The following is a 19,700-nucleotide window of genomic DNA, read 5'->3' as shown; positions in this document are numbered from 1 at the left end:
GTGGAGGTGCTCCGCATGAAAATATCGATTTTTGCGACCTGCTTGAGCGACACTCTTTTTCCACATGTCACGACGTCCATGGTGCGCCTGCTCGCGCGCTATGGGCTTGATTTGAATTTCCCGGAGAGTCAGACCTGCTGCGGACAGCCGGCGTATAACAGCGGTTATTGGGATGACGCGAAGAAAAGCGCGCGTTCAATTTTGGATGCGTTTACAGAAAGTGATTTTGTGATTTCTCCCTCCGGCTCGTGCACGTATATGATCCATCATTACAGCAGTCTATTCAAGGATGAACCGGAATATCTTCACAAAGCCAAGCTCCTTCAAGACAAAACGTATGAATTTACGCAATTTTTAGTCAACGTTCTCGGTATTACAGATGTAGGTGCGATCTTTCCTCATAAGGTAACATATCATCCATCCTGTCATGGCAGCCGCCTGCTTGGCGTAAAAGAAGAGCCTATGCAGCTCATGAGCCAGGTCGCGGGTCTTGAGCTGGTGCCTCTGCCGTTCGCGGAGGACTGTTGCGGGTTCGGGGGCACGTTCGCGGTCAAAATGGCCGATATTTCCGGAGCCATGGTCACGGAAAAAGGAGATCATGTCATTGAAACCGAGGCCGAGGTGCTGGTCGGTCTGGACATGGCCTGTCTGATGAACATCGCGGGACACCTTCGCTTCAGAGGGGAAAAGATTCGAGTGATGCACCTCGCTGAGCTGCTATACGAGGGGCTTGAGGAGCAGGAGGTGAAGCAGGCATGAGTTCAGCGCCTAAGGGTAGTGTGAAAAAGCGCTCGCGACTTGCCCTGGATAACGATTTCCTCCGCAGTGCTGTAAGGTTTACGACGGAGCGGCTGCGCAGCGGCAAGATTAAAGCCTCTGAAGAGCATGGCAATTGGGATGCATGGCGGGAGCGCGGCAGGCAGATCCGGCTGCACACCATTGCTCACCTAGATTATTACTTGACCCAGTTCGCAGACAATGCCCGAGCGAACGGGGTGCATGTGCATTTTGCAGACAATGCGCAAGAGGCGGTGGAGCTCTCGCTTAGCATTGCGAAGCAAACCGCTGCGAGGTCAGTGGTTAAATCGAAATCGATGGTGTCTGAGGAGCTGCATCTGAATCGGGAACTGGAGTCCATCGGTGTAGAAGCGATCGAGACAGATCTCGGAGAGTACATTATCCAGCTGGCTAACGAAGCTCCATCTCACATTATTATTCCTGCCATTCATAAGAACCGATATCAGATCGCAGACCTGTTATCCAAGGAAGCAGGTGAGACTCTTCCCCCTGAAACCTCCATTCTGGCCGGATTTGTCCGGAGCAAGCTGCGGGAAAGGTTTCTTGAGGCTGATATTGGCATGACTGGCTGCAATTTTGCCATCGCCGAGACCGGTTCCATTGTGCTGTTTGAGAATGAAGGCAATGCGCGTATGGTAACTACGGTTCCGAAGACTCAGATCACCCTGATGGGAATGGAACGGATTATTCCTTCCTGGAATGATCTTGAAGTCATGGCTACGCTGCTGCCCAGATCAGCGACCGGGCAGAAGCTGACGGTTTACATGTCAGGAATTACAGGTCCTAGACGCGCAGAAGATGGAGATGGACCGGATGAAATGCATATTATTATTCTGGATAATGGCCGCTCTCTGCAGCTCGGAGATCCGGAATTTCAGGAGCTGCTGAATTGTATCCGCTGCGGCGCCTGCCTGAATGCATGTCCGGTGTATCGCCAGATTGGTGGTCATGCTTATGGAGGCACTTATAGCGGCCCCATCGGAGCGGTTCTGACCCCTGCACTGAAAAAAAACGTCGCAGAGTGGGATGATATTGCGAATGCGTCCAGTCTCTGCGGTGCCTGCTACGAGGCTTGTCCTGTCAAGATTCCATTGCATGACATGCTTGTCTATTTACGAAGGCGCAAGGTAGAGGCGGGACGAGGCAGCAAGCTGGAAGCGATCGGAATGAAGGGCTTTGCCGCCGTCATGAATAATTCCAAGCGCTATCGTGCTGCAGTCCGGCTGGGACGGGTCGGGCAGAAGCTGGTGGCACGCTCAGGTGAGATTACCATTCAAGCTGGGCCTTTGAAAGGGTGGAACACATACCGTGTCACGCCGGCGATTCCGGACCAATCGTTCAGGCAGCAGTGGCCCAATCTGAAGCAGGAGCTAGAGTCAGAACAACAGAACATACCGCAAGAGCTGGAGCAAAGACTTGCTTTAGAGCTGAAGAAGCGGCAGCGCGGAGGTGATGTGTCTTGAAGCAGAATCGAACCAACTCGCACAATGTGAATGCCGATCAATCTGGTGCTGGGAGTCCGAATTCCCGAGAAGCTTGGCTAGCCGAGCTGCAGGCTGCTTCTCTTCTGAAACAGAAGTCATTTATGGAAGGCATTGCAGCCAAGCTAAACAGGCCGCGTATTCTATCCAAGCCGGAGCAGCCCTTTCGCGGAGCACCTGAATTCTGGAACTCCTTTCAATGGACCACGGAAGAACAACTGCAGCAATTTATAGCCAATTTTCAGGCTGCAGGCGGACAGGCTGTACATCTAGCAACCTCGTCGGAAGCTGCGAATTTCATCGCAGGCCTTGCAGAAGAAATGAAGGCTACCCGCATATTAATGCATCATCAGCCCGGTCTTGATAGGTTAAGGCTTGCACAGCAGCTGCAGCATGCACAGGTTACAGTCTGGAATGACGAAGTGGACATCAATGGGATCGAGCATGCGGCGCGGGCTGAGATTGGTGTAATCGAAGCCGATCATGCCGTAGCCTATACAGGCTCGCTCGTTACTAAATCCTCGGCACACCAGGGTCGATCCGTCAGTTTGCTGCCCGCAGTGCTGATTGCGATTATCCCTGTAAGCCGTCTCGTGACCAGGCTGGGCGAAGTTCTTGCAGAGCTGGACAGTGCGGGACGAGAGAAACTTCCGGCAGGTATTCATTTCATATCCGGTCCAAGCCGGTCGGCAGACATTGAGAACGATCTCACCATTGGTGTTCATGGTCCAGGCATTGTGTATGCCCTGCTCGTTGATCAGTGGTAAATAGTTGCTTCAATTATACCGATATATTCATCGTGCCGCTTTTTTTAGGTGCAAAGAGCGATTTTTTGGGTAATGACCAGATATGCTCTTTTCTTGTTGTGAACCTGCAGGGCGGCTGCCGGGTATAGGCAGGTCCGAAATAGGGTAAACATACAAAGACCATCATCCTAGTTCCTAGTGAGGTTACGCCATGAAATTATCACGTATGATTGATCAGCTGAAGCTAAAGCGCATAACTGGGGACCTTGAGATTGATATCAGCCAGATTGAGACCGATTCACGAAAAATAGAGCCGGGCAGCATGTTTATTTGCATTACCGGTTTTCAGCAGGACGGACATCAGTACGTCGGGGAGGCCATCCGCAACGGAGCGGCAGCCATTATGGCGGAGCGCTTCATTCCCGGTGTACCACCGGAAGTGAGTCTCGTCATCGTGCCTGACACCCGGCGTGCGCTGCCGATCATCGCCAATGCTTTTTATGACAATCCATCCTGTGGACTTCGCCTGATCGGCATTACCGGGACGAACGGCAAAACAACCACCGCCCATATGGTGGAGCATCTCCTCAATGCATCCGGCCGCAATGCGGGTAGTGTTGGCACCTTGAGTATGACCTATAAAGACATTCAGGAAGAAGCCGTGAACACAACGCCGGATCCATTGCGACTTCAGAAATTCTTAAGAACGATTGCGAATGCCGGTGCCGAGTACGCGGTCGTAGAGGTATCCTCTCATGGTCTGGATATGGGGAGAGTGCTGGGCTGTGGTTTTCAAACCGCTGCATTTACAAATCTCGCCCACGATCATCTGGACTATCATCATCATATGGACGAGTATCGAGGCTCTAAGGAGCTGCTGTTCTCAAGACTTGGCAATAGCGTAGACGATATGCAGAAAACCGCGGTGTTGAACGGAGACGATGCTGCATCCGCATACTATGCTAAAAGAACGGCCGCACAGGTGGTTACTTATGGCCTCGGTGAAGACTGTCATCTCCGCGGCATTCAGGTCGAAAGATCCGACCAAGGCTCCAGGTTCACAATTCAGACCTATACGGGGGATCAGTACCCTGTAGTATTAAAGGTTCCAGGACTTCATAATGTGTACAATGCCCTTGCAGCGGCTGCGATCTGCTCATGCGAAGGGCTGTCCTGGGATGAGATTACCCGAGGGCTGCAATCCTTTACAGGAATATCCGGAAGATTTGAGGATGTATCGACGGGCCAAAACTTTAATATTACCATAGATTATGCCCACAATCCGGAAGGGCTGAAAGCTGCACTGCTAACGGCTCGAGAGTGCACTTCAGGCAAAATTATTTGCGTCATGGGCTGTCGAGGTGAAAGAGACCGATTGAAGCGTCCCATCATGGCCGGTATTGCGGCTGATTTGGCAGATGGTGTTGTATTTACGTCAGACAATGTATACTCAGAGCAAATTGAAGATATTTTTCTCGATATGAGGCAGGGGCTGTCGGAGCAGCATTTGTCTAAAAGTGAATTTGTCGCGAACCGTCAGGATGCGATTCTCCAAGCCATTTATTCGGCGAATGCAGGCGATCGGATTCTGATTACTGGGCGCGGACACGAGAAATTCCTCTACACTTCTGACGGGTTGCAGCAGATGAGTGATGCCGACATTGTCCAGTCTCATATGGTGCGGGTGTAAATGTTAAATACTGCCGGAAATCCGGCAGTATTTTTATTTATCGAAACAGAGGAGGTTCAGCACATGAAAAAAACCTGGATATGGTTACTGTCCGCGGCGTTATTGTCCTCGTGCTCATCCAGTCCGGTACAGGATGAGTCATCCGGGGACCAGGAAGCCCCTGTGGATCAGCATTCTTCCGGCAGCCAAGCGCCGAAGCAGAATAGTGAGCAGGAAAGCTCCGACGGGTCGTACACGTACAGCGTAGTCGCAGAAGAATTGCAGATTCCATGGTCCATTGCGATCTCCGGGAAGGATATTTACATCAGTGAACGGGAAGGACAGATTGTATCGCTGAAGGATGGTCATCGGGAGCGTCTTCCGGTGGATACGAAGCAGCCTGTTAAGGCGCAGGGTGAAGGGGGGCTATTGGGCCTTGTGCTGGCCCCGGACTTTGCTAGCAGCCGATTAGCTTACGCTTATCACACGTACGAGGAAGGCGGCGAAATGAAGAATCGCGTCATACTCATTCGACAGGAGGAAGAGGCTTGGCAGGAGGTCGAGGCGTTCATTGAGGACATCCCGGGCTCTAATGTGCATAATGGCGGACGCATGAAATGGGGGCCCGATGAGAAGCTGTATTTGACTACCGGGGATGCAGGTGAAGGAGAGATGGCACAGAATGTCGAGAGCCTGGGAGGGAAAATATTACGTATGAACCCGGATGGCTCGATCCCGGATGACAATCCTTTTCCGAACTCCTATGTGTATTCCTACGGACACCGCAATTCTCAAGGTCTTGCCTGGGATGCGGCAGGGCGCATGTTCAATTCCGAGCATGGTCCCAGCGGCCGTGTCGGCGGGCATGATGAGATAAACAGCATTGAGCCGGGCAGTAATTATGGCTGGCCGGATAACATCGGGGATGAGCAGCAGGAAGGGATGGTACCTCCTTTGTTTCATACCGGCGAGGAAGCCATTGCCCCTTCGGGAACTCTTTATGAACGAGAGGACATGCTCCTGATTGCGGGTCTGAGGGGAGAAGCATTATACCGCTTTGATCTTGAAAAGAAGAAGCTGAACACCGTGCTGGACGGTGTCGGCAGAATTCGCGATGTACAGAAGAGTGAGGATAGAGTTTACCTCATTACGAACAATACCGACGGACGCGGGACACCATCTCCAGGAGATGACCGCCTGCTGCTGCTTCAGCCGAAGCAAGAGCAGAAATGATTAAATATGCGGGTTCTGGTTAATGATAATGGAGACCTGTCTAGGGCAGAATAAATCTTTTACAGGAAAGGAGCACATCTTATGTCAACCATATCACCTGAAAAGCTTCAGCAATGTATTGACGAGTGCCTGCGCTGCATGCAGGCATGCAATCGCTGCTACAATGCCTGCCTGGAGGAAGAAGACCTGCAAATGATGAAGGAATGTATCCAGCTGGATCGGGAATGTGCAGAGCTCTGCGCTTTTGCAGCTCAAGCAATGTCGATGAATAGCAGCTATATGAAGCAAATTTGTGAGGCTTGTGCTGAAATGTGCGAGGCTTGCGGAAACGAGTGCAGCAAGCACGAGCATGAGCACTGCCGTCAATGTGCGGAGGCCTGCTTCTCGTGCGCCAAGGCCTGCCGGGAGATGGCGGCCTAACTAATACGCTATTATGAAGTCCTATAAACGGCCCTAAACACTTCCTAAAGAATGTGTTTGGGCCGTTTTTGTCATGCTCCAAGCCCTGACTGAAACCCATGACAAATTGGTTACAAAAATGATTGACAGCTTGTCCTTTAATGTACTACATTAAGGGAGAGAGTTACAAAAATTTCATCAATATGCCGAATTTCGATATAGAAAACGGGGGAACCACTGCCGGGTGAATTATTCTTGTTTGAGAGGGAATATAGGGGACCCTTAACCGAACCCTTAGCTAACTCCGTAGGCACCGAAGGGAGCACTATCTTTTGAAGAAGCTGCTATTGTCTGTACTAGGTTCTGCTTTAATCTTTTCATCGGGTGCGGTTACGGCATTCGCAGATCAGGGGCCGAAGCTCCAAGCTGAAGTGACTAAGCTTGTCGGAACCCCTTATAAGTGGGGCGGCACGACCGTAAGTGGATTTGACTGCTCCGGGTTCATTTTGTACATATTTAGCAAGTATAATGTAGACCTGCCACGTACCTCCGCAGCCCAGGCTACCGTTGGTGTGAAGGTAGAGCGTGATGATTTAAGGCTTGGTGATCTGGTATTCTTTAACACGACGGGCAGAGGCGTATCTCATGCCGGTGTCTATATTGGTAACGGTCAATTTGCGCATGCTTCCACCAGTAAAGGTGTAAGAATCAGCAAGCTGAGCGAGTCTTACTATGACAGCAAGTACGTGACTGCACGCCGGGTGATCGACCAGAAGGATTACATCCAGATGGTGGGCGAAATCAGCTAAGCAAGAGGTATTATGATTGGAATCAGGGGCCTGCGATGAATTTCGCAGGCTTTTTGTGTATCATGGAGATATGAAGGAGGGGGTGATTCCATGCTCAAGCGACTGAAGTCATATCTGCATCAACGCCGGCGGCCCGCTTCTAATCCTGAGCCGGAGCTCGTGATCACAACGGAGCGGGACGAAGAGCGCACCCTGCTTCTCATTAAATCCGGTGTGCAGAGGTCGGTAGAGCCAATCATCGGGGAGACCGTTCTTCAGATCGCGGAGACGCATCAGGTTGAATGGAACTCCTTTTGCAAACGTGGAACCTGTGCGCGATGCCGCTGCATCATATTGGAAGGAGAGGAGCTGCTCTCCGCTCCGAACGAGGCTGAGGAGGCTCGGCTCGATCCGGAGGAGCTGGAGGAAGGCTACCGGTTAGGCTGCCAAGCCAAGGTGAAGCAGCCCGGAGATATGACGATTCGGCACGCGCCTTATTTCTAGGAATAAGGAGAGCGCCAGATGCCGCATGCTATCTTGTATAACGGTTAGGAGGGAATGTGTATGACTCGAAACCTGCAAAAGGTGCCCTATGGATATGTCCCCCCTGTGGAGACAACCAAAGGCACACTGATCTATTATGATCCTTTTGAAGAAATCGGCAGAGAGCAAGGGCTGTCTCAAGCGGTACAGGTGAAGACGGAGCAGGCTTTTCAGCGGCTTGTCCTGTATCCGCTCCATGAACAGACGATGAAACGAATGTACAAACGAGAGGGGACCTCCTTTTATAAAAGAGAACACGCATTACAGGACTGGATTCAGGAGCAGGGCAGGGAGGATATCGAGCTGGACGCCTGGGAAGGCAAACGGAAAAAATACGTCCCGATCGAAGCCGCCCTCCGCCATCTGACCGAGAAGAATCCAGCTCCGTATTTTCTGCTGGTGTCCGGAGCAACAGCCAATGCCTTCGCCTCTTATCATGTGTTTCAGGAGTGGATTGTCAAGATTCGCTTGCTGCTTCTGGACGAGCCGGTTTCACTTCATCCTCGGCTGCAGCAATATGACAGCCGATGGAGCAGGATCACTTTATGATATCTACTGCCGGCAGTGACCTTTAGGCCGATTTCCGCGGAATTAGCCGGGTAGAAAGCATGATCGTTTCCACCGGTGCCCCCGGGCGATGCAGGCGCCGTTCCAGCGCTTCAATGGCCCGGGCGCCCAGCTCTTCCTTGCTCAGCTGAATCGTTGTAAGTGGCGGAGCGGAGAGTGAAGCCCCCCAAACATTATCTATGCCGATGACCCGGCAGTCCTCCGGAATGGAGTAGCCGTGTTTTTGCAAAGTCTCCATCCACTCCAGCGCGATATCATCGTTCGCGCCAATCCATCCGTCAGGACGCTCGTCCTCCGGGATCTGCTCCAGAGACTTCAGCACTTCATCTCCCCAATGACCTCTTTCATAGGGCACCTGCCATTCCAGCAGAGTCGTGCCTTGCTGCAAAAAGTCACCACCCACACCTAATTGCACACCGATCCTTCGCTGCAAAAAGCTCGCCGAGCGTCCATCATCGGTAATGAAGCCAATACGCCGACAATGCTGTGACTGGAGAAACGTAGAAGCTGTGGCTCCGGCATTCACATCATCGTGGCGAACCGTATCACACTGCAGCAGCGGCTCCTGATGATCCACTAGGACTAAGGGGAGCTGGATAGCTGCCATTCGCTGCAGCAGCGGATACGGAAAAGCTCCCATAACAATAATGCCGATGCATTGATCCCAATGGACATGAGGGGCAATGAGCTGCTCTGCCGGAACGTCTGCAGGCGACAGCTCCTGCGGCGGAGATACGATTGCATGCAGCCATCCTCGCTCCTCACAGGCTGCAAGCATGCCTGAAAGCACCCGCTCCCAGTAATTCGGCTCGCCGCGGTTCTGCTGCTTCATGCAGATCAGCACGAAGGAAGCCTCCCGGTTGTCATCCGGCGATTCCTGGTTGTCAGGCTTAGCCATAGCTATTGAAGTGCGATAGCCTGATGCTCTGGCTAGCTCCAGCACCCGGCTGCGTGTCGCTTCACTGACGCCTGACTTTCCGCTCAATGCTCTGGAAACGGCATATTTGGACAGGCCAAGCTGGTCGGCCAAGGTTTGAATCGATACTTTTCGTGACATATTCAATTCTCCTCTCCGTTAATTCCAATACTTCATGAAATCGCATTGACGTATAATACGCTCCGAAGTACACTAAAGGCTAATAACGTTATGATAGTTGATGATAACAAAAATAACAATATATAAAGAAGGCATTATATGCTTTATGCTCACTTCTTCAAGTCACGAAAGGACGGCAGCCTATGATTTACATCCAGCGGTTTATTCAATTTTTGTCAGATAAGCAGTGGAGAGAAAGCATTGAGATTACTGAATGGAATATGCAAAAGGCTAAATACATCATGCCCGGGGTGTATGAAAGGTTGACGGAGCAGCCGGAGCTGACCTCCGTGAATCCGTTGAACAGCCAGCATGGGATTACGTATTTTCTAAGCAAGCAGGTGGAAATTCCATCTCACTGGCAAGGTGCAGAGGCTGCTCTTGTATTTGAGGCGGGTGGCGAAGGTCTGTTGAAGGTGAATGGAGAGCCGTATCATGGCCTGGATCGTAACCATTGGTTTGTACCGCTGCCTGCGGTGAGGGTAGGGACTGCGCCACAGCTGGACATCGAGCTGTATGATCCCATACCGGAGCCCGTAGATCCTTTAAATCAGCAGGCGGTGATTCAGCCTGTCATTTCAGGCATTACGAGCCGGCTGGTCTGGGTTAATGAACCGGTTCAGAACCTCCTGCATTCCGTAAAAGTTGCGTATGAAGCCTGCCGCTATCTCCCAGAGGAGGATTTGCGGCGTCTTCGCATTCACAAGCAGTTGACGCAGGTGATGGATGAATTGTATGGCGCTGCAGATGCAGTGCTGGCTGACGGGCAGCGCATCTCGGCGATTGAGTCCAAGCTCATGGACAAGGTACGTCAAGAGAAGCCGGATGAGGGCTTGAATGGCGTCATGCATATGGTAGGACAATCCCATATTGATATTGCCTGGCTATGGCCGGTCCGGGAAACGGTACGCAAGGTCAGCCGGACCTTTTCCACGGTTACCACGCTGATGGAGAAATATCCGGACTTTAAATACAGTCAGAGCCAGCCTATTCTATACGCCTTTGTCAAAGAGCATTACCCGGAGCTGTATAGCAAAATTAAGCCGCTCATCGCGGAAGGCCGATGGGAGCTCGTCGGCGGAATGTGGGTTGAGCCGGATCTCAATATTCCGAACGGCGAGTCATTGGTGCGTCAAATGCTGCACGGTCAGCTATTTTATGAACAGGAGTTCGGGAAGCGTTCCGATATTGAGTGGCTGCCGGATACTTTCGGGTACTGTGCTTCACTTCCACAGCTGCTGAAGCAGGCGGGAGTACGCTACTTCATGACGACGAAGCTGGGCTGGAATGATACGAACAAATTTCCGTATGACTTGTTTTATTGGGTCGGTATAGATGGAACAGAGCTGCTTTCCTATCAGAATCATGGCGTGAATGAGCATACACTGCCCAAGGACATTCACGAGCACTGGCAGTCCTTTGGTCACAAGGATCAGCAGGATGAGCTGATGCTTCTGTATGGACATGGAGATGGCGGCGGCGGTGTGACTCATGAGATGGTAGAGTATGTGCGGCGCGGTGATCTGATGCCGGGGCAGCCGAAGGTGCGCTTTGCGACGGCGGCAGATTTCTTCCAGAGTATCGAACAGAAGCAGCCTCAGCTGCCGAAGTGGCATGGCGATCTGTATTTGGAGCTGCACCGGGGCACATATACTACTCATGCCAAGAACAAGCGCTATAACCGTTATGCTGAGCGGCTGTATCGGGATGCCGAGCTCTGGGGAACCATGGCTTCACTGGATGTGGCTTCAGCCCTTCCCGCCCAGAACCTGGAGGAAGGATGGAAGCTGATTCTGCTGAATCAATTCCATGATATTATTCCGGGAACAGCTATACCGGAGGCGTATGAAACGTCAACGGCGGAGTACGGGCGTATTTTTGAAATTGGAGAAGGGTCTTTGAAAAACTCGCTTGCGGCTATTACCGCTCAGGTAGATGTCTCTTCACGGGATGGAGGTGCATATGTCATCTATAACAGCCTGGGCTGGAGCCGTAACGAGACGATCGAAATTCAAGGCGGCGAAGAGCTGCGCCATGCTGCCGTTTATGATGTGCAGGGTCCCCTTATGTTTGATGTGAGCCAGGGTACGGGAGCGGGCGTAACCTTAACGATCCAGGTCAAAGAAATTCCGGGATTTGGATATAAGACAATCTGGGTCCAGCCGGCCGCTGTATCGGGCTCTGATCCGGCAGGAATCGAAGCTGCTGCAATCCATGAGGATTTGGGAGAGGGGATAGATACCCCGTTTTACAAGCTGATCTTTAATGAACAAGGTGAAATTACCAGCTGGTATGATAAGCTCAGTAACCGGGAGCTTATCTCTGCAGGCTGCGTTGCAAATGAGCTGCAGCTATTCCATGACCGTCCAACCTACTGGGACGCGTGGGACATCGATCCCCGTTATGAGACGAAGCGGGCAGATCAAGTGGAGCTGATTCAGAAAAAGGTATTGCTGAGAGGACGGGTCAAGCAAGTGCTCAGCTTCGCCTGGAAATTGGGACAATCAGTCATCACCCAAGAAATGACCTTCTATGAAGATCGCAGACGGGTGGATTTTAAGACGCATGTGGATTGGAAAGAGGATCATAAGCTGCTGAAGGTCGCTTTTCCCGTAGATCTGGTGGCATCCAAAGCAAGCTATGAGATTCCGTTCGGCGCACTGGAGCGGCCGACCCATCGCAACACCAGCTGGGAGCAGGCGCAATTCGAGGTGTGCGGCTACCGCTGGGCAGATGTGTCGGAGAACGGATTTGGAGTCAGCCTGCTGAACGACTGCAAATACGGCTATGACATCAAGGATGGGGTGATGCGCCTGTCCTTGCTGCGGGCGCCATCTTGGCCGGATGTCGCGGCTGACCGCGGAGAGCACGAGTTCACATACGCGCTGTACCCGCATGAGGGAAGCTGGAGTCAGGCCCATACGGTCCGAGAGGCTGCTGAGCTGAACACGCCGGTTCACATCGTTGAAGCCCTAAAAGAAGCCGCGGCTTCGACACCTGCACGGCCTGCTGAGCTATCCTGGCTGAAGCTGAACAGCCGCCATGTGATCCTCGATACCGTAAAGCCGGCCGAGAAGGGCGAAGGCACCATCGTGCGGCTGTACGAATCCTCAGGAGGCCGGGAAACCGTGACCTTGAACTGGCCTTACCCAGGCATCAGAGTCACTTCTGTCAATTTGCTGGAGGATGAGCTGGATCAACAGGCGCTGAAGGTGGAGGACGGCAGCATTACACTGGATTTCAAGCCTTTTGAAGTAAAATCGATCAAAATACAATAAGATGCTTAAAAGACCCATGAAGCGTGTGCTTCGTGGGTCTTTTGCTGTATTAGCCAGCTCATCCGCCGATCATCAATGCCTTTCATTTCGCTTGTCGTACGTGATTCGCGCTATCGCATCATGAAGATGGATCGATTCCTCGTTTCTACACTCAACGGTAAAGGCTTGTACCTCTTCAATCTCATATAAATCGGCAGCCACAAGGCGAACCATATCTTCTACGAAGCAGGGATTCTCATAGGCGTGCTCCGTTACTTTTTTCTCGTCCGGACGCTTTAAAATGGGGTGCAGGGCACTGCTGGCATTAGATTCCGCAGCATGCAGAAGCACGGTTTTCCAGTCAAAGCTAGGAGCCATCTTGCCATTGACGCGGAGGAGTGGAGTTGTTAAAATATTATTCGTAATTGTTACTATTAATAATCGTAATGTTTACGTATGAAATATAGCTGCTAGGATGTAGTTCGTAAGGCTCGTAAGGGGAAAGGTGGTTTCAAAGAGATGGCAACGATCATATCGATGAATAATGTGGAGTTTGGCTACGACGATGTTCCTTGTCTGGAGGAAGTCAGTGTACATATTGATGAGGGTGAATTTATAGCTGTTACCGGACAGAATGGAGCTGCCAAATCGACTTTACTCAAGCTGATGCTGGGCTTGCTGAGGCCTTGGAACGGAAAGGTACAGCTGGCGAAACGTAAAGAGGATGGGACCAAGCTTAGAATCGGCTATGTTTCCCAGCAGGTGGCTGCCTTTAATTCGGCCTTCCCCAGCACTGTGGTTGAATTTGTGCGCTCCGGCCGGCATGTGCACGGCTCCTGGATCCGGAGATTGAACACCAAGGATCATGAGATGGTGGAAGACGCGCTCAAGCAGATGGGGATGTGGGAGCTTCGACAAAAGAGAATCGGGGAGCTGTCCGGAGGACAGAAGCAAAAGATTTGTATTGCCCGCGCGCTCGCTTTGGAGCCCGACTTGCTTCTGCTGGATGAGCCGACGACTGGAATGGATTCCGAGAGCCGGGAAGATCTTTATCGGTGCTTGCAGAATCAGGTCGTAGGACAGGGAAGAACAGTCGTAATGGTCACCCACGCATTGCAGGAGATGGAGCAGTATGTGCATCGTATTGTGAAGCTGGAGCGAAAGGAGGACCGGGGATGGAAATGCTGCACTACGACTTCATGCAGCGGGCATTTTGTGCCGGCGGCATCATTGCAATAGTAGCATCTGTACTCGGCGTTTATCTGATGCTTCGGAGACAAGCGCTGATGGCGGATATGCTGGCACATGTGTCTCTTGCCGGTGTAGCGGGCGGAGTGTACCTAGGGCTTAACCCGACAATAACAGGAATCGTCATCGTTGTGATCGGGGCCGTCGTTGTGGAATATGTCCGCAAAGCCTATAACACGTACAGCGAAATCTCGATCGCCATTATTATGATCGGAGGTCTTTCGTCCGCTGTGATCTTGATGAGCCTGAGCAAAAATGTAAGTACCGGATTTACGTCCTACTTGTTTGGGTCTGTCGTTGCCATTAATCAGATGGAGCTGTTTATTATGAGTGCGGCCGCCGTCATCGGCGGGATCTTTTTCTTCCTGATGCGAAGGCCGCTGTATCAAATTATCGTCGATGAAGAAGCAGCTACGGCGAATGGATTACCTGTTCAATGGATCTCGCTCGGTTTTAGTATCGTCACCGGAATGATCGTTGCGGCTGCCATGCCAATTGTTGGAGTTCTTCTCGTTTCCTCCCTCATTGTGCTGCCGGCATCCCTTGCGATACGGATTGCGTCTAGCTTTGCGGCTGCCCTGGTCATTTCCATGCTGGTAGGTGTATCCGGCGTTTTCCTGGGTTTGACTGCATCATACGAGCTGAGCACGCCACCGGGAGGCACCATTGCTTTTGTATTGCTGATGATGCTTATTCTCGGCACGGGAATGAAGCGGCTGGTATCGGCGTGGAAGAAAGGAACCCAACGGAAAGAAAGAGGAATGGAGAACGAGAAGGAGCAGCCGGCGCGGCATACAGACCGTGCTGCAGTAACGGATCAGTAAGAATTAAATTTTGAATTGTAATTAGGTAGAACAAAGGAGAGTTTATGATGAATAGATGGAAGAAATGGTTGAGCAAAACAGCATTCGTCTCGTTAGGTCTTGTTGTGATGCTGACAGGGTGTGGGAATGAAGAGAAGGAAACGGTCACCGGTGAAAACGGCGAAGCTGAGAGATTAAATGTGGTGACGACCTTTTATCCGATGTATGAATTCAGCAAGCAGATCGCAGGTGAACATGCAGACGTTGTTGCGCTCGTGCCTGCAGGAGTGGAGCCCCATGTCTGGGAGCCCAGCCCGCAGGATATGGCCAAAATTAAGGAAGCGGATATTTTTGTATATAACGGCGGCGTAGAAGGCTGGGTAGAAGATGCATTATCCAGTGCATCGAGCGAAAAGCGGATTGTTGTCAAAGCCAGTGAAGGCATCGAGCTGATGGAAGGGGAAGATGACGGTCACAATCACGGGCATCAGCATGGTCATGAGGAAGGGCATGAAGGCCATGAAGAAGGTCACGAGGGTCATGATGTAGGTCATGATCACGAAGGTGAGTCCGCAGGTGAGCATGAAGAGGGACACGACCATGCAGCCGAGGATAAGCACGCCCATGAAGAGGGTGATACCATCTTAGATCCCCATGTATGGCTGGATCCATCACTTGCCCAGAAGCAGGTTGCCACCATTCTGGAGGCCTACGAGCAAGCCGATCCCGCTCATGCTGCAAGCTACGCAAGCAACGCAGAAGCTTACATCGACAAGCTGCAAGAGCTGGATCAATCTTTTGAGGAAGCCTTGAAAGCTGCCAAGCGAACCGAGTTTATTACGCAGCACGCAGCGTTTGGATATCTCGCGAAAAGGTATGGCTTGACACAGATTGCAATTGCCGGTCTTTCTCCAGATCAGGAGCCTTCTCCGGATCGAATGGCGGAAATTATTACGTTTGCGAGAGAGCATGACGTAAAAACGATCTTTTTCGAGAAGCTGGTTCAGCCTAAGGTGGCCCAGACCATTGCCAATGAAATTGGAGCCAGGACCGATGTGCTGAATCCGCTGGAAGGCTTAACAGAAGAGGATTTGAAGCAAAATCTCGATTATATCGGCGCTATGGAAATGAACAGAGATGCTTTAAAGAAAGCTTTAGTGGAATAGAGAGGACAGTATATTCGGAAGTGAGGTAGACAGTCACATAGCAGATGTCATTAGCTTGCAAGGGAGCGTACAGTATGAAATTTTTAACGAAAGAATGGTATGAACTGATGCAGAAGACAAGCTATCATCTAGGATTGGAAGAAGAACCTAGAGCAGAGAAGTATTCGGAGCGCTTGTATGAGGAGGTTTATAGTCAAGAGCTGGAAAAATGGCTGGAGCTGCATCAGCAGATTGATTTGTTATCTCAAGCTGACGAAATCAGACAGCCATTACACGCCGATCAGGAAGCCGTGCGTTTTCGTGAAATTCAGCTTTACAAACAAGAAATGTTTAGACGTTCCCTGCCATCCGCCATTCTGAATCAGATTGCAGACCTTAGAGTATTTGCACTTGAAAAAGCATCCGCAAGCGTGATTTCTGCGCTGACTCAATTTTGTGAAGAGAATCATCAACTGGTGCAAAAAGCAAGCGAACAGTATATAGCTTTTCTGCACTCGCTTTCCACCGCTATAGAACGAGAACTGCTGCAAAACTTCAGTTTCCATGATTGCGTAATTACCGGCGTGGAACAAAATGAACAAGCTTTCACCATTCATTTAGATCCCACCGGTGGATTCACTGACATATGCAAGGTGACATTCGAGGATTACGTGATTTTGGAGCTGGATGGTAATATTCAAGGGGCGTGGTGGCTGTATGAAGAAGTATACCCGGTAAATGACAGCTATGAATTTCACGCATTATTGCAATCACCCCATGCCGGATTAACATATCTCACGATTTCAGATAAGAACGCAAGCTTTACATCCATTTAAATCGCTTTAACGTGGTTGAGCAAGACAGGGACAGGTTATTATTAAATGAGTTCGCTGACATAGTGATCCATTTTAGAGGACAACACGTATCCTTTGTAAACACATCAAAGATGCTTCGGTATCTAGAGGAGGGAGGTGAAACTCTTTCATGCAGAGACTGAAGGGTTCTTCTAACTGGCAAAGGTTATCCGCAGTCCTGATTCTGATCTGTGCCAGCTTCTGGATTCAGTCGGTAACCGCACCCACGGCCTCGGCGCTGCTTAAGGAAATCGTTGAACCTGTCTTGAAACCGGTAAGACCCGCTCCAGACCCATCAGAGCCAGCCGCGTCAAATGCAGAGAATGCGGAACAGAAGGGAATTCCATTAAAGGTACCCTCTATTCAGCTGGATACACCCATTATAAAGGTAAAGACACCTGAGGTCGTCATTGAGGCAGAAATAAGTCAACCGGCGGTGAGGATCAATACCTCAACGACGACGGTGGAAGCGCCTCTAGTGACAACCCAGTTGGGTGAGATTTCTGCGGACGTGAAGCCTGAGGGACGGCTTTTGCCGCAAGTGAAGGTGGAGGCTCCCTCGGTTCAAGTCGAGACGCTCGGCATTCAAGCTGAAGCTTCCAAAGCGACAGTTGCAGTGAAGCCTGATGAGGGGATCGTGCCTTCGGTTCAGATTCAATCTCCAGCCATTAAAGCGGTGACACCTGAGCTGAAGGCGAGTGTTCCAAGTGTGGAAGTTAAGGCAGAAGAGCCGCGGTCCAAGAGCAACCCGCCGGCTCAGTCTGTTCCAACGCCTGCAGATTCTGCGGTTCCTGTAGCATCTCTACAGAAAGATACTTCTTTTAGCCCGCAGACGTCGAGCAAAGCTCAAGAGGACGAAGTGGAAATCTCTGACACGGAAAATGAGGAGCGTAATGAACTCCCTAACCCGATCACAGAGGCTCCAGTACTTGTAAACGTTACGGATCAAAGTGATTCAGATCTTAACGTAGGCGAACCTGAAGCTGCTGTAAATGAGCAAGCGTTGGTGAGTGAGACCAGGTCGACTCCTTATCGTGGTAATGTTCGGGCTGGTGAGAACCAATCCAATGAGCCTGTGGCTTCAGAGGAAAAAATATCTTTGGCTGAGGAGACAAGTGGAAATACTTCCAACGATCCAACTCAGAAAAACACACGTCCGAGCGTTGCGCTGGTGCCTTTGAATACGTCCACCGGCTCGGCAGGCTCCAACACTGCTTCCAATTCTCTTGGAAACAGCGGTTCATCTTATCCCATAACTAACTTAACAGATAAGATTAGTGGAGTTTATAACTTAACCTCCGTTGTGCTTCAACAGCAGTATCTCCTTGGCAGTGACCAGTGGTCTCAACCACCGCCGGGTCAACCGCCGCAACAGCATACATTTCTCTCACCAATTGAAACCCAAACATTCAATTAAAAATGAGAAGGAGTGTATGTTAAATGAAAAAGGTACCGCAATGGGCGAAAATGTCGGTGTTGTCTGCAACTTTTGTACTTGGTGTCATGGGTGTTTCTCAAGAAGGCTATGCTTCATCCTATAGCAAGGGGAATTCTTCATTGGGGCTGGGTCTTGATACTAAGATTGGAATTCAGGTGGGCTCCCAGCATCATACAAAGACCAGTCACGATAGTTCTGGATATGCGTCCAAGAACCAGAGTGGTTTAGGTCTGGGGCTGGATCTGAATGCAGATCTTCAACTTCAGGCGGAGAGCGATGACTCTCGCAGCCATCATGAGGAAGGACATTCTCAGCACTCAAAGACTACCAGCAAAGCAGGCTTGGACGTGAACCTTGCGGCAGACGCTTCAGCACATCAATCTAGCTGGAGCCAGAGTGAGTATGGCAATAGCCATCATCATACCTCGGAATCTATGCAAAAGCAGCAATCCCAAAGTCAGCTGGGACTGGACATCAATGCCAGCAAGCAGCTGGAGTCCTCATCCAGTTATTCCACTGAAAACAATGAGGATACTGGTCATCGGGAGATCCATCGGGAAACGAAGCGTCAATCCAGTCAAGATGTCGGGTTGAGCTTAAATGCTGCAAAAGAGCAGGAATCTATGTCTCGCACCAACACGAGCTCAGAAACTAACGCAGAACAAGCTCGCCGTGAATCCAGCACCGAGACGTATACCAAGAGCTCGCGCAATTTGGGCCTCGACTTGAACGCTTCTAGCGAGAAAGAAACGGCTAGCAAGACGACGAAACGCGAGAGTGTAGAAGGCCGCAACGGTCAGGCTGAGCGTGAAGCATCTAGCGAAACGTACAGCCGCACTATGAAGGACTTCGATCTGGCGCTGAACAACGAGAAGGAATCGGAAAAGATGACGTCTTGGACGAAACGCGAGAGTACAGAAGGCCGCAACGGTCAGGCTGAGCGTGAAGCATCTAGCGAAACGTACAGCCGCACTGACAAGGACTTCGATCTGGCGCTGAACAACGAGAAGGAATCGGAGAAGATGACGTCTTGGATGAAGCGTGAGAGTACAGAAGGGCGCAACGGTCAGGCCGAGCGTGAAGCGACTAGCGAAACGTACAGCCGCACTGACAAGGATTTCGATTTGGCGCTGAACAACGAGAAAGAATCGGAGAAGATGACGTCTTGGATGAAGCGCGAGAGTGTAGAAGGCCGCAACGGTCAGGCTGAGCGTGAAGCATCTAGCGAGACGTACAGCCGCACTATGAAGGACTTCGACCTAGCGCTGAACAATGAGAAGGAATCGGAGAAGATGACGTCTTGGATGAAGCGCGAGAGTGTAGAAGGCCGCAACGGTCAGGCTGAGCGTGAAGCGACTAGCGAAACGCACAGCCGCACTGACAAGGACTTCGACCTGGCGCTGAACAATGAGAAGGAATCGGAGAAGATGACGTCTTGGATGAAACGCGAGAGTGTAGAAGGCCGCAACGGTCAGGCTGAGCGTGAAGCGACTAGCGAAACGTACAGCCGCACTGACAAGGACTTTGATCTGGCGCTGAACAACAAGAAGGAATCGGAGAAGATGACGTCTTGGATGAAGCGCGAGAGTGTTGTTAGATTCTAACAGATAGTTTCACGAGGCAGCTCACTTGAGT

General features: G+C 51.0%; 17 protein-coding genes, 1 pseudogene and 1 riboswitch. Of the genes and pseudogenes, 16 read left to right on the top strand and 2 right to left on the bottom strand.

The genetic code is table 11. The features are described from left to right. The first annotated feature begins 15 nt into the window (after window positions 1–15). From ACH6EH_RS14345 to ACH6EH_RS14305, 9 genes are all read left to right on the top strand, one after another. Window positions 16–759 (top strand): (Fe-S)-binding protein, encoded by a 744-nt coding sequence (locus ACH6EH_RS14345; protein ID WP_397332827.1) that lies wholly within the window; start codon window positions 16–18, stop codon window positions 757–759. Further along, entirely contained in the window at window positions 756–2,261 is a 1,506-nt protein-coding gene (locus ACH6EH_RS14340; protein ID WP_397332825.1) for a LutB/LldF family L-lactate oxidation iron-sulfur protein, read from the top strand. The genes ACH6EH_RS14345 and ACH6EH_RS14340 overlap by 4 nt, the downstream gene beginning before the upstream one ends. A gap of 26 nt (window positions 2,262–2,287) precedes the next feature. Beyond that, window positions 2,288–3,046, top strand: a complete 759-nt coding sequence (locus ACH6EH_RS14335; RefSeq protein WP_397332895.1) for a LutC/YkgG family protein — start codon at window positions 2,288–2,290, stop codon at window positions 3,044–3,046. A gap of 190 nt (window positions 3,047–3,236) precedes the next feature. Continuing rightward, complete coding sequence (locus ACH6EH_RS14330; RefSeq protein ID WP_397332824.1) at window positions 3,237–4,715, top strand: UDP-N-acetylmuramoyl-L-alanyl-D-glutamate--2,6-diaminopimelate ligase; 1,479 nt, start codon at window positions 3,237–3,239, stop codon at window positions 4,713–4,715. A gap of 63 nt (window positions 4,716–4,778) precedes the next feature. Further along, entirely contained in the window at window positions 4,779–5,927 is a 1,149-nt protein-coding gene (locus ACH6EH_RS14325) for a PQQ-dependent sugar dehydrogenase (protein WP_397332823.1), read from the top strand. An 81-nt stretch (window positions 5,928–6,008) separates the two neighbouring features. Beyond that, complete coding sequence (locus ACH6EH_RS14320; protein ID WP_397332822.1) at window positions 6,009–6,347, top strand: four-helix bundle copper-binding protein; 339 nt, start codon at window positions 6,009–6,011, stop codon at window positions 6,345–6,347. A gap of 173 nt (window positions 6,348–6,520) precedes the next feature. Further along, a riboswitch (cyclic di-AMP (ydaO/yuaA leader) is annotated at window positions 6,521–6,654 on the top strand. Between the two features lie 4 nt (window positions 6,655–6,658). Then, entirely contained in the window at window positions 6,659–7,135 is a 477-nt protein-coding gene (locus tag ACH6EH_RS14315) for a C40 family peptidase (protein WP_397332821.1), read from the top strand. Between the two features lie 90 nt (window positions 7,136–7,225). Next, on the top strand, window positions 7,226–7,618 hold the full coding sequence (locus tag ACH6EH_RS14310; protein ID WP_397332820.1) for a 2Fe-2S iron-sulfur cluster-binding protein: 393 nt from the start codon (window positions 7,226–7,228) through the stop codon (window positions 7,616–7,618). Between the two features lie 60 nt (window positions 7,619–7,678). Next, window positions 7,679–8,206, top strand: a complete 528-nt coding sequence (locus ACH6EH_RS14305; RefSeq protein ID WP_397332819.1) for a hypothetical protein — start codon at window positions 7,679–7,681, stop codon at window positions 8,204–8,206. A gap of 22 nt (window positions 8,207–8,228) precedes the next feature. On the opposite strand, the gene ACH6EH_RS14300 is transcribed toward ACH6EH_RS14305, so the two are convergent. After that, window positions 8,229–9,281, bottom strand: coding sequence for a LacI family DNA-binding transcriptional regulator (locus ACH6EH_RS14300; protein WP_397332818.1), 1,053 nt, complete (start codon window positions 9,279–9,281; stop codon window positions 8,229–8,231). Between the two features lie 182 nt (window positions 9,282–9,463). On the opposite strand from ACH6EH_RS14300, the gene ACH6EH_RS14295 reads away from it, so the two are divergent. Further along, the gene (locus tag ACH6EH_RS14295; protein ID WP_397332817.1) at window positions 9,464–12,598 is read left to right on the top strand and encodes an alpha-mannosidase; all 3,135 of its coding nucleotides are present in this window, start codon (window positions 9,464–9,466) and stop codon (window positions 12,596–12,598) included. 72 nt (window positions 12,599–12,670) lie between these two features. On the opposite strand, the pseudogene ACH6EH_RS14290 reads toward ACH6EH_RS14295, so the two are convergent. Beyond that, window positions 12,671–12,940 (bottom strand): annotated as a pseudogene (locus ACH6EH_RS14290) (GTP cyclohydrolase, FolE2/MptA family); the annotation flags it as partial. A 156-nt stretch (window positions 12,941–13,096) separates the two neighbouring features. Between ACH6EH_RS14290 and ACH6EH_RS14285 the strand changes: the two are divergent. From ACH6EH_RS14285 to ACH6EH_RS14260, 6 genes are all read left to right on the top strand, one after another. Further along, window positions 13,097–13,816, top strand: coding sequence for a metal ABC transporter ATP-binding protein (locus ACH6EH_RS14285; protein WP_397332816.1), 720 nt, complete (start codon window positions 13,097–13,099; stop codon window positions 13,814–13,816). Beyond that, window positions 13,753–14,649 (top strand): metal ABC transporter permease, encoded by an 897-nt coding sequence (locus ACH6EH_RS14280; protein ID WP_397332815.1) that lies wholly within the window; start codon window positions 13,753–13,755, stop codon window positions 14,647–14,649. The genes ACH6EH_RS14285 and ACH6EH_RS14280 overlap by 64 nt, the downstream gene beginning before the upstream one ends. Before the next feature lie 47 nt (window positions 14,650–14,696). Then, window positions 14,697–15,794, top strand: coding sequence for a metal ABC transporter substrate-binding protein (locus tag ACH6EH_RS14275; RefSeq protein ID WP_397332894.1), 1,098 nt, complete (start codon window positions 14,697–14,699; stop codon window positions 15,792–15,794). Between the two features lie 74 nt (window positions 15,795–15,868). Further along, complete coding sequence (locus ACH6EH_RS14270) at window positions 15,869–16,609, top strand: DUF4085 family protein (RefSeq protein WP_397332814.1); 741 nt, start codon at window positions 15,869–15,871, stop codon at window positions 16,607–16,609. Window positions 16,610–16,757: 148 nt separating this feature from the next. Next, entirely contained in the window at window positions 16,758–18,044 is a 1,287-nt protein-coding gene (locus ACH6EH_RS14265; RefSeq protein ID WP_397332813.1) for a hypothetical protein, read from the top strand. A 23-nt stretch (window positions 18,045–18,067) separates the two neighbouring features. Continuing rightward, on the top strand, window positions 18,068–19,669 hold the full coding sequence (locus tag ACH6EH_RS14260; protein WP_397332812.1) for a hypothetical protein: 1,602 nt from the start codon (window positions 18,068–18,070) through the stop codon (window positions 19,667–19,669). The last annotated feature ends 31 nt before the right edge of the window (window positions 19,670–19,700 follow it).

The organism is Paenibacillus sp. JSM ZJ436 (genome assembly GCF_044383795.1).
Classification (GTDB): Bacteria; Bacillota; Bacilli; order Paenibacillales; family Paenibacillaceae; genus Paenibacillus_AQ; species Paenibacillus_AQ algicola.
Note: the sequence above shows the minus strand (reverse complement) of the source record. Positions and strands in the feature narration are given on the sequence as shown.